The organism is Bacillus sp. ISL-55, assembly GCF_018613155.1.
Lineage (GTDB): Bacteria > Bacillota > Bacilli > Bacillales > Cytobacillaceae > Mesobacillus.
This window is the reverse complement of record NZ_JAGGQU010000045.1, coordinates 1-9,874: the sequence shown is the minus strand read 5'-3', so window position 1 is coordinate 9,874 and position 9,874 is coordinate 1. Positions and strand designations below refer to the sequence as shown.

At 39.6% G+C, this 9,874-nt stretch carries 13 protein-coding genes; 4 read left to right on the top strand and 9 right to left on the bottom strand.

Annotation, left to right across the window (positions count from 1 at the left end; all coding sequences use genetic code 11):
- Positions 1-119: 119 nt before the first annotated feature.
- Positions 120-362 carry a hypothetical protein gene (locus tag J7E32_RS19735; RefSeq protein ID WP_214910973.1) on the bottom strand — a complete coding sequence of 81 codons (243 nt, stop codon included), beginning with the start codon at positions 360-362 and terminating at the stop codon, positions 120-122.
- Between the two features lie 259 nt (positions 363-621).
- Entirely contained in the window at positions 622-810 is a 189-nt protein-coding gene (locus J7E32_RS19730) for a hypothetical protein (protein ID WP_214910971.1), read from the bottom strand.
- Between the two features lie 323 nt (positions 811-1,133).
- On the opposite strand from J7E32_RS19730, the gene J7E32_RS19725 reads away from it, so the two are divergent.
- Positions 1,134-1,385, top strand: a complete 252-nt coding sequence (locus tag J7E32_RS19725; protein WP_214910969.1) for a hypothetical protein — start codon at positions 1,134-1,136, stop codon at positions 1,383-1,385.
- 249 nt (positions 1,386-1,634) lie between these two features.
- Here J7E32_RS19725 and J7E32_RS19720 read toward each other — a convergent pair whose 3' ends face one another.
- From J7E32_RS19720 to J7E32_RS19705, 4 genes are all read right to left on the bottom strand, one after another.
- Positions 1,635-2,567, bottom strand: a complete 933-nt coding sequence (locus tag J7E32_RS19720; protein ID WP_214910967.1) for a c-type cytochrome — start codon at positions 2,565-2,567, stop codon at positions 1,635-1,637.
- 150 nt (positions 2,568-2,717) lie between these two features.
- The gene (locus tag J7E32_RS19715) at positions 2,718-3,146 is read right to left on the bottom strand and encodes a ferritin-like domain-containing protein (RefSeq protein WP_214910965.1); all 429 of its coding nucleotides are present in this window, start codon (positions 3,144-3,146) and stop codon (positions 2,718-2,720) included.
- A 65-nt stretch (positions 3,147-3,211) separates the two neighbouring features.
- Positions 3,212-3,811, bottom strand: coding sequence for a class I SAM-dependent methyltransferase (locus tag J7E32_RS19710; protein ID WP_214910962.1), 600 nt, complete (start codon positions 3,809-3,811; stop codon positions 3,212-3,214).
- 132 nt (positions 3,812-3,943) lie between these two features.
- A complete protein-coding gene (locus J7E32_RS19705) occupies positions 3,944-5,077 on the bottom strand; it encodes a zinc-dependent alcohol dehydrogenase (protein ID WP_214910961.1) in 1,134 nt (377 codons plus the stop codon).
- Between the two features lie 144 nt (positions 5,078-5,221).
- On the opposite strand from J7E32_RS19705, the gene J7E32_RS19700 reads away from it, so the two are divergent.
- On the top strand, positions 5,222-5,422 hold the full coding sequence (locus J7E32_RS19700; protein ID WP_214910959.1) for a hypothetical protein: 201 nt from the start codon (positions 5,222-5,224) through the stop codon (positions 5,420-5,422).
- Between the two features lie 3 nt (positions 5,423-5,425).
- Positions 5,426-5,677: a sigma-G-dependent sporulation-specific acid-soluble spore protein CsgA gene (locus tag J7E32_RS19695; protein WP_214910957.1), complete on the top strand. Its 252-nt coding sequence runs from the start codon at positions 5,426-5,428 to the stop codon at positions 5,675-5,677.
- A gap of 87 nt (positions 5,678-5,764) precedes the next feature.
- Here the strand turns inward: J7E32_RS19695 and J7E32_RS19690 are convergent, their stop codons facing one another.
- Together J7E32_RS19690 and J7E32_RS19685 are read right to left on the bottom strand one after the other, a co-directional pair.
- A complete protein-coding gene (locus tag J7E32_RS19690) occupies positions 5,765-6,625 on the bottom strand; it encodes a YihY/virulence factor BrkB family protein (protein ID WP_214910955.1) in 861 nt (286 codons plus the stop codon).
- A 130-nt stretch (positions 6,626-6,755) separates the two neighbouring features.
- On the bottom strand, positions 6,756-7,511 hold the full coding sequence (locus tag J7E32_RS19685) for a TraR/DksA C4-type zinc finger protein (protein ID WP_214910953.1): 756 nt from the start codon (positions 7,509-7,511) through the stop codon (positions 6,756-6,758).
- Positions 7,512-7,663: 152 nt separating this feature from the next.
- Here J7E32_RS19685 and J7E32_RS19680 point away from each other — a divergent pair, with 152 nt between their 5' ends.
- Positions 7,664-8,440, top strand: coding sequence for a hypothetical protein (locus tag J7E32_RS19680; protein ID WP_214910951.1), 777 nt, complete (start codon positions 7,664-7,666; stop codon positions 8,438-8,440).
- Between the two features lie 222 nt (positions 8,441-8,662).
- Here the strand turns inward: J7E32_RS19680 and J7E32_RS19675 are convergent, their stop codons facing one another.
- A complete protein-coding gene (locus J7E32_RS19675) occupies positions 8,663-9,433 on the bottom strand; it encodes a 3D domain-containing protein (protein ID WP_214910949.1) in 771 nt (256 codons plus the stop codon).
- Between the last annotated feature and the right edge of the window lie 441 nt (positions 9,434-9,874).

Sequence of the window (9,874 nt, the reverse complement as noted above, 5' to 3'; positions counted from 1 at the left end):
TTATCCACACCTAAATAATTTTATAATTTCCTTAACAAAAAAAGAGAAAGGCAATCCAGCCTTTCTCCCCAATACTTCATTAAGTGTTGATATTTTACATTGCTTTTATGATTACTGCCTTAACTGATGAAACGGTCTCTTTCGGCCGCCTCTTCTTCACGCTCTGCTTCTCGTTCTTCGTACCAAAATTTAATATGTGTAAGGATCGAGAAAACAAGGAAAAAGTTCATGGACCAGACGCTCACAAACGGAGCCATTCCGCCAAACTCAATCGTCTCATACTGTTTTAAAACCATCACAATATATGACTCAATGAACACAAGGACAAAGCCGGCTACACCTGCAATTGCCATACGCATCATATCAATAACCACCTTATCGTATTATCAGATTATTTAAATAATACGACTAATTATTGATTAGCGCAACAATTTTGTCACTAATTTGCCACATTTTCGAATTGACAATTTGACATAGTACTTTTCACCTATTTTTTATTTAGTGAATTTTGTTGTTTTCTCACTAATGTTAACTTTCCCTGTTAAGAAGTCTTCTCCAAATTATCGTTATAATAAGGGACCCGGTATATGTTAGAAAAGCAAAATCTTGTTTAAGAAAGCTTTATCTATTCAACTTCTTTTGCTTTTGCATGATCTCAAATGATTTTTCAATAATATCTGTTAATACATCGCCTTTGTATACTCTGCCGACTTTCGTATTTTCCTGATAGTATTCTACAATTTCATCAAGCTTGTCAGATGTATCCTTCGAGACTCTAACGTTCAGTTGAATTCTCTGGGCTTCAATCATTGATTCAGTTTCCCTCCAAGTACTGCTACTTCTATTAAAAAATAAAAACCTATCATATTGCTAGCAGTTTGATATTATGTAGATATATGTCGCTAACACTACTGCAACGTTCTTTATTTTAACATATTCCATCATCCTGCGACACTATGCTGGATTGAAGTTCGTTCCCCCCCGATCTTACAGGGTAATTTAAATCTAGATTTGTTTTTTTGTAGCGTTTAAGTAATCAGTAAAAATAAGGCAATTGGCAGTTTGAAAAGTATCTCATTCTCACTTAGTCCTATCAATCTATAAAAGTTTATTAAAATATATGGAGATTTTCTATGAAGCTAATAAAATGGTCATACACAAAGAGATATAATATCAAAGCTCAATTTGATATTTTCCCCAACTCGATCGCCGTATTCCGGCAAATCAAAGATTATTACTTCGTATATACTGTGAATTGGTCATTGGGTGACCCTGTTGTCTCGAAAACCGCGTTGGAGGAAATGGAGTGGCTGTTGAATAAGGAGCTTGGCACCCTGGAAAGCTACAACAGGAGGAAAATTTTTCGGAATGATTCTGAATGTTAAAATTTTCAATTTAGCCGTATCCGCTTCTGATTATTTACATTAAGAGGATTGTGGAACAGGAAAGGTTTAAGATTTTTGCAACAGGAGGAGAGGTGACCTAAACTGGGTGATTCCAGCGTGGAGAATTACAGGCGAAGGACTTAGGTATACAACTTTTTATTCTAACGATAAAATTCAACTGCTGGATGAGGTTTTTTATGAGAATGAAAGCCGAGCACCTGCAATGCAAGTGCTCGGCTTCTACTAGTCTTAATTCTTTACCGAGAGGATCGCTTCCCAATCAATTGTACCGTTTTTAACTTGTTCACGTTTTTCCTTATCCATGATGTCTGCCGGTCTCCCTCCTTTCGGCCAGTCGCCTTTATGCCCTTTGAATTCTGGTCGTTCATGCGAAAGAATAAATGCAGCCAAATCGATCGCTTGCTGGTCAGTTAATGTTCCACCTTGCCCTTTAGGCATGTTCTTCTGAACGTATCCTGCCATCTTCGTCACTCTTGACATACCTGCACCGTCGTTGAAAGAGTTTTCTCCCCAAACAGCAGGTCCTGTGTTTGTTCCAGTACCAGATCCATCAGCAGCATGGCAGCTTGCACATGATTGTGCGTAAAGCTTCTCTCCATCCTCAACGCTAGGAACTGGGTATTGCTTCGGCTCTTTAGGTGCTCTCCAAGGTAGGTCCGAACCAGCCGGTACACCCTCTGACATGTATTGCAAATAAGCAATCATCGCACGCATTTCTTTACTGTCAGTCGGGAACATTTTCCCATTCATGCTTCGGATCATACATCCATTGATACGATCTTCCAGAGTATAAACCTCACCTTCACGCGGCCTGTATTCTGGATAAACTGCAGAAAGTCCGATCATCGGTGCTTCTTCTTTCACTGTACCTCCATTTGCGTGGCAGCTAGCACATGAAAGATTATTTCCGACGTACTCATCGGCTACTGTATTAGTTTCCATGACTAGCTCATGGCCATATTTAATACTTTCCCCAAGAGGACCATCAGGCACGTTCTCCATGCTTGGCGGGTTGAACTCAATTTCTTTGCTGGCACTCTCGGTTTGCGGCTGAGGTGCAGTTGCTGTTTCAGCTGGCCCCAGATCCTGGCTTATTTTCCAGCCGACAAATAATGAACCAATGATTAAAAATCCGATAATAATTGCAAGACTGTTTTTCATAATGTTTTCCTCCTTATGTAGTTTCTGCAAATGCTTCTTCAATTTCTCTATACCCATTCTAGTATAGATATCACTAGTATTTTTGCATTAAATATGTAGAAATAGTGAAAACTATAAAAATAGGAAAAAGGAGCTGGATTGCTCCAGCTCCTACTTTTCTTTTCCTAAATAATAGAGGAACCACACGGCATGGTTCTGCTCATCATAAGCCGCCCGCCTGAACATTGCTTTTATGGTCGCATCTGAAGCTTCATCTGCTATTTCATGATAAAAATCAGCTGTTTTTTGTTCATCCTTGAAAGATGCTTCAAGTCCTTCAAGATACGTTTCCCTGCATCTTTCAACCATCTGCGGGCGTGGCTGCTTTCCTGTCAGAGTTGTATAAATTTGCGAAAACTGCCGGAGATGTTTTTTTTCATCATTCAGTATTTCATTGATTTGGTCCCGCTGTTCCTCATTCGGCGCCATGCCGGCAAGCTTAGCGTAGCATTGTGTCGCGCTGTATTCACCATTTATAGCTTTCATTAAATCATTTACAAGCTTTTGGTTCTGTCTGTAATGGTCATAATATGGATACATGACTATCCTCCCCATATTCTTTGTATCAGTGTATGGAGAAGAGTGAAGGGCGTGCCTGCTTCCTTTTATTCCGGATTAAACCCCTCATATTCGACAAATATACCCTTAAAATACTTCTTTTCTTTTACCATTTCGATTCCCGATTCCTTCATATAGCGACCTGTATCTCGATTTAAATGGCAGCCGTCACATAGCCGTTTCCAGGCGGGAGTCAGGACATCCTGCAGTGCGGCAAGCGATTTCGATTCTGTTCTGACATGCTCAAAGAGGACAATTTTCCCTCCTTTTTTACAAACTCTTCTCATTTCCTGAAAAGCTTTTTGCGGATCATTTACAGAACAAAGAACAAGCGTCGCGACAACTGTATCAAACTCACCATCATTGAATGGAAGTGTCTCTGCCATCCCTTGATGGAACTCGACTGGCAGTTCGAATTCTTTCGCCCTGCGTTTAGCCTGATCAAGCATATAGGGATTTGGCTCCAATGTTACCAACTGGTCCACCTTGACTTTAGAATAATAAGGAAAATTCGCACCGGTACCTGCGCCAATTTCAAGAACCTTCCCCTGGAGTCCAGAAACTATCTTTTTCCTGATACGTGCTATCCATCTTTTCTCAAGAGGTCCCATAACAGTATCATAAAAATAAGCGAACGATTTTCCCAAAATTAGTGCTCCTATCTGTTACGTTTTAAACTATTATAATAAAAAAGGTCCTGGAAAAGCTATTGCTTTATCCAGGACACTGTTTACCTGATACCTATTCTTTCTTTATTAAAAATTCAATACCACCTATTCTTAAGGCTTTAAAATTACCTTAATACAGTCATCTTTTCGATCATTGAACATCTCATATCCTTTGGCTGCATCATCAAGAGGGATTTTATGGGTGATGATGTCAGTTGGATCAAATTCACCGTTTGTGACCATATCGAATAGTTTTGGCATGTAATGAATAACCGGAGCCTGTCCCATTTTCATCGTAATATTGCGTTCGAAGAATCGGCCAAGCGGAAACATATTGTACCTTAATCCATACACTCCGGTAATTTGTACGGTTCCGAACTTCCGGACAGCTGTATGGGCAATTTCTAAAGCGGAAAGGGTTCCTCCCTGCAACTTCAGTTTTTGCTCCACTTTTTCCACTACAGACTTCTTTCCATCCATTCCTACACAATCAATTACTACGTCGGCACCGCCGTTCGTCAAGTCCTGCAGAAATTTACCGGGATCATCTTCCTGGGTAAAATCAAAAATCTCTACACTATTTGTCTTTTTAGCATGCATAAGCCTGTAATCGAGATGATCGACAGCAATGACTCGCTTTGCCCCTTTCATCCAAGCAAATTTTTGCGTCATCAATCCAATTGGCCCGCTGCCAAGAACAATGACTGTATCGCCCTTCTTTACGCCAGCATGCTCTACACTCCACCATGCAGTTGGAATGACATCCGACAGGAACAATAACGACTCATCCTCAAGCTCACATGATTCTGGTACAACAAATGACGTGAAATCAGCATAGGGAACCTTTAAATATTCTGCCTGCCCGCCAGGATGATTGCCATATTGTTCTGTGTACCCAAAATATGCACCTGTATCCTTGTATTCATTAGTGTTATCACATTGGCTTTCCATCTGATTCTGGCAGTAAAAACATTCACCGCATGAAACATTAAAAGGAATGACCACACGGTCCCCTTTTTTCAAATTCCTAACACCTGGACCCACCTCTTCAACAATCCCCATTGGTTCATGTCCGATGATGTAGCCAGGACGAAGAGGCATGTTGCCCTGATAAAGATGGAGATCCGACCCGCAAATAGCTGTTGAGGTAATCTTCACAATCATATCTTTTTCATGTTCTATTTTTGGTGCTTCTACATTTTTCACTTGTACATCTTTAGAACCTTGATACGTAACTGCTTTCATAATTCGCCACCCCATTCCAGTAAAGTCCATTTTATATTTCCCTACAAGTTATCAGAGAAAACACGTATGGTAGCTTTACCAATAATTAGCTCTGTACATAAACTACCCTTCAATAAAGCAAGTTATAAAATGGAGGTGTTGAAAATGGAAAATAAACAGCCCGGAAATAAAAACCTGCCTGATTTCAAAGAAATGACAGACCGAGTTATGGCAGAACCCGCAAATGGACCGCAGCTGGTCATAAAGACAAATCTGGATCCGAGTGATGCAACAGAGGATAATCCTTATTTTAAAAACGACCAAATCACCGACTCTGAACAATTCAAAGAATACTTCAAGGAGTAAACCATGGAAAAAACACAGGCTTATCTGCGCGAAATCATTTCCAATTACACAGAGACGTATCCACTTAGCAAGAAGATTTATCAACGCTTAGAACAAGGTGATTATCCTTCTGAGGGCGACTTTGTCAGGGACCTAACGGCTGAAGAAATAGAATTTTTGAATAAAATTCTTCCTGAAGCAATTGAGTATGCGAAAAATGAACTTGACGAAAAACGTGCACAGCAATTGAATGAAGTTTACGAATTACTCTATTGAAGTGGGAAGAATTTTCCCTTCCGCTGTTCCTTAATAGAACAAAAAACAGCAGTTAATCTGCTGTTTTTTGTTCTGATCTATTGAAAACTAACTGTCAACTGTTTCTGCATGCTCTTCGACTGGCTCTTCACCTGTCTGGTCCCTGTGGTAAATAGCATTGATTTCCCCACCAAGAACAAGGGCGAGTCCAGTGAGGAATAACCACAGCATCAATACGATGACTCCGCCGATGCTTCCATACGTGGCTGAATAATTCCCAAAGTTACTGACGTAAAAAGAAAATCCAATTGATATCAGTTGCCAGACAACTGTTGCGAAAATCGCTCCAGGTATTACATGCTTAAATGGATAATGTTTATTTGGAGCTACTCGATATAAACCTGCCAATACCGCTGCCATTACGACAATCGCAACTACCCATCTTACAATGTTGAACACAATATCAAATGGCTCTGGAATTTGGATGATTGATTGCACTGTATCCAATATGACTCTTCCGAATACCGGCAGCAGGAGCGCAACTACAAATGCTAAAATAAGTCCAAATGTCAGCATTATTGATACGAGTCTTGACTTAATAAATGATCTCGTTTCCTTTACATCAAATGCGATATTCATTGCTTTTATAAAAGCGTTCATCCCACTTGATGCTGACCAAATCGTACCTATGATACCAAAAGTAAGCAGGCCGCCGTTTCGTTCGCTGACCAGTTTGACAACATTATCTCTTAATAACTCAGCAGATTGCGAGGGTAATAATTGATTCACAACATTTATCGCTTTCTGGGGGTCAAGATTCAAATAAGGAACAATGGCGATCAGCAAAATCAGTAATGGAAACAATGCTAGCATATAATAATACGCCTGTTGAGCTGCCAGACCTGTTGCCCGGTCTTTTTTCAGCTCGCCCAGCAGGCTCTTTCCGTAGTACTTAATTTTCTCTTTCAATTATGGCTCACCTCTCATTGACTTTTAAGTATGCTTGTCTTTTCCCCTTCATGAGAGGTTTTAATCATGACAAAAAATCCAATTAAAACGTAAACAAAAAAAGACCATTGCTGGTCTTTTCTGCATGAACCTACTTTTCATGGTCCACATATGGGTCATGTTCATAAGCTGGAAGGTCGCCAAAGGATGTCATAATGCCCTCTTCATCCAGTTCGTTCTCGTATTTCTCATGCTGCTTATTTGGGTAAACGGTTATTTCCCTGCCGGTCATATCGTTCCCGATAAAATTCTCAAAATCTTCAACATAGCCTACATTTTCTTCTGACTCAATATAAGTGTCATTATAGTGATCCTTTGGGGTCATAAAATCAGATGGAGTTTCGGAAGTTCCCCAGCTAGAAACCTCTTGCCAGGAATCTTCTGCATCAAAGGCGACATTTTCATCCTTGTTATCCAGATCGAATTTTCCAAAAGGCGGCATGAGCACACCTTCTTCTATAGGCCGGTTATGTGATACGGTACGGTCAGGTGTATGTTCAATACAAAAGGTCGTTTCTGGTACAGCTTGAAGACGCTCATAGGGTATTTCTCGTCCGCAAGCTTCGCATTTTCCATATGTTCCTTTTTCAATGGCCTGGATGGCTTTATCTATACTCTGGATTTGATATTCTACATGATCGTTCAGTGCAATATCTTTCTCCCGTTCATATAATTCAGTTCCTTCATCCCCTGGATGGTTATCATAACTCGAAAGCTCACCAGTTGACTCATGAGCGTGTCCACTTCTCAGGTCAAAATGGTCATTCGCGTCGAGATGAGACTCAAGATCTTGTTTGTTTTTGAGAAGCTCTGCCTTGAATGCCGACAGTTGCCCTTGTGTTAGCATATCAGCTGCTCCTTTCTTTAAAGCGGTTTTTATTAGCTTGCTGCAATCTGCTCTATTTAATAAAAGGTAATAAGTGCTATCTTTTCCGCAAGTACCATTATTGCACCAGAAGTCATAGTATATATGACAACTTATAATGAGGAGTGATGCCTATGCCTTTATTTGTAAATGGATATGTTTCACCACAGGTTTTTAGAAATAACGATGACATCGCTGAACAAAGCAATCAGGATAAATTCCGTCTGAATTATTTGCAAGAAATCCTAAATGAGCAGCAGAGACTAAATGGTGAGTTAACAGGCAGCGTAACAAAATTCAATCATAACCTTGAACATAACAGACATGAACAATATACTCAGTTTCAGGAAATGGTTTCTTTTCTGGCAAAACAGGAGAATTTTTCGGAAAAAGTCATGGAAAACATCTCTGAACAAAAAGAATCCACAACTGAAATCGATGATAAATTGATCAAACTCGAAGAATTGCACGAACAGTTTTCAAAATCTCTCTTAAATCGGGAGCTGACTAGTGAGGCGATTTTGAACCAGCTTGCCCATCAGCAATCAATGATTCAGGACTTGAACCGAAAGCTTCTTGAATATGAAGATGTCACAAAAGCACTTGTTATCCAGGCTAAAAAGCAAGAAGAACTGCAGGATATGCTGGCAAAGCACGCAGACTTGCAGGGAATATTCCATGAAACAATTATGGAAAGACTCGGGAAACAAGATGCTGTTGGTGAAACAATCACCGATCAACTTGGAGAAATCAAGACATCTTTATCGCAAAAAGCTAACTCAATTCTTGAAAAAATCGAAGAACAGTCCACCAAATTCTCACAGTTTTTCTTAAGCCTTATCTTGCCCAATATCACTCAAAAGAAAATTATCAAAGGTAAAACGTTTAAAACAAAAACAAAACAGGAATAAGAAAAGCGCAAGCGCCTTGGTCAGCCCCGACAAGCGCTGGAGTGCCGACCGATGAAGTCGTTCTTTGACTTCATTGGGCGGACCGAAGCGACTCGAGGGGCTAGGCGCTGGAGCTGGACAATTCTCGAAGAAATATATACATTCTTATCTTTAAATAAAAAAAGCATTGGCAATTGCCAATGCTTTTCCGAACTACATTCTTATTCAATGTTCGTGTTGTTTTTAATCCAGGATAGTAACTTTCACTTGTTTTCTACCCCACTGAAGAGCACCGCTTTGAGTAGGGATAAAGACATCAATTCGGTTTCCTTTGATAGCTCCGCCAATATCTTCAGCAGTGGCATAGCCATAGCCTTCAACATATACTTTAGATCCTAGAGGAATAACAGTTGGATCAACAGCAATTACTTTTGCATTAGGGTTGGCTTTCAGGTTCACACCAGTTTTAGTGATTCCTGAGCATCCTGTACAATTTGCTGTATAAGCTGTCGCTTCAACAGTAATCTGGTTGGTCGCTGCTGCAGGCTTTGTTGCAGCTGGCTTAGCTGTTGCCTGGCTTGCAGGTGCTGTTGCGGGCGTTGCGACCGGAGTAGCAGCCGGCTTGGCAGACTTTTTCTCGACCTTCATATCAGCAGGCATGTTTGTATATAGTGCCAATTTCATTCCAGGCTGAATAAGATCAGATGATAATTTATTCCATTCTTTTAGATCATTTACTGTAACACCATAAGCTTTCGCAATATTCCAAAGCGTATCACCTTTTCTAACTTGTGCATATTTAATAGGAGATACTTCTAGTAAATCGTTCGGATGAATTACATCACTCGTTAAGTTATTCCATTTTTTTAATGAATCCACTGTTACGTCGTATTCTTTAGAAATACCCCAAAGTGTATCCCCCTTATGTACGACGATTTCCTCTGCCTGTGCTTGTGTACCGGCAGCTCCAGAAATTGCCGCTGCTGCAACCAAAGATAATAATGACTTTTTCATTTGTTTGCCTCCCATCGGCTAATTTTTATCACGTGAATTATAGTAACATAGAAATTCGGTACAAAAAGAACAAGCACATTTAAATTGGATTACGAGAATAACAGAATTATAACGAGAACATGTCATATATACTGAAAATTCTGTTTATATAATACTTTCGTAGGTATAATTTCTAGTTTATTTGAAAATTATTCTATACTTTTCTTGTATAACCATAATTTTCTTATATAAAAACTGTTGTCTTTTTTTACAAAACCTCTTTTCATGACATTAAACTTTTATGCAACCTATATTGATTTTTAAATATATGGATATGTAAAAAAGCCAAAATCCCACGCTGGGACCTTGGCTTTTTGATAATTAAGGAAATTATAAAATTATTTAGGTGTGGATAACTGCATGTAGTTTTCTTAATCCAGCTTCAGCGCCTAGCCCCTCGAG